This window comes from Bradyrhizobium sp. Ses1 (genome assembly GCF_059512365.1).
In genome coordinates, this window is the sequence record NZ_JCAMOQ010000202.1 from 1 (window position 1) to 629 (window position 629).

1 protein-coding gene is annotated in these 629 nt (G+C 58.8%); it reads left to right on the forward strand.

All coding sequences use genetic code 11. The features are described 5' to 3' along the window. A partial coding sequence (locus tag AC5ZG5_RS46370; protein ID WP_496165588.1) for an IS701 family transposase occupies positions 1-629 on the forward strand: 629 nt, incomplete at both ends.

Below are 629 nucleotides of genomic sequence, written 5' to 3' on the forward strand. Positions count from 1 at the left end.
GTCGCGCGTCAATATTGTGGCCAACTTGGCAAGCAAGACAATTGTCAGGTGGCGGTTTCACTGTCGATTGCCAATCAGCACGCGAGCTTGCCGATCGCCTATCGTTTGTATTTGCCCCAGAGCTGGGCCGAGGAGGAGGAACGTCGAGAGAAGGCCGGTGTGCCCAAGGATGTTGTCTTCCAGACCAAGCCTGAGATCGCGCTGGAGCAAATCCGATCGGCCTGTGAAGCGGACATTGAGCGTGGCGTGGTACTGATGGATGCCGGATATGGCGCGGATACGACGCTGCGCAAAGAAGTGACGGCGTTGGGTTTGCGCTATGTTGCGGGCATCTTGCCGAGCACATCCGCGTGGCCGACCGGCATGGGACCACTGCCGCCCAAGAAATGGTCGGGGAATGGGCGGCCGACGAAATTGATGCGGCGGGATGATAAACACAAGCCTTGCTCGGTCAAGGAACTTGCTCTCAGTCTACCGAACCAAGCTTGGCGGAATGTCAAATGGCGCGAAGGCAGCGCTGACTTCTTGACCTCGCGCTTTGCGCGGCTCCGGGTCCGTCCCGCTCATCGCGATTACTGGCTGAGCGAGCCGCATGCCGAAGAATGGCTATTGATCGAATGGCCCGATGA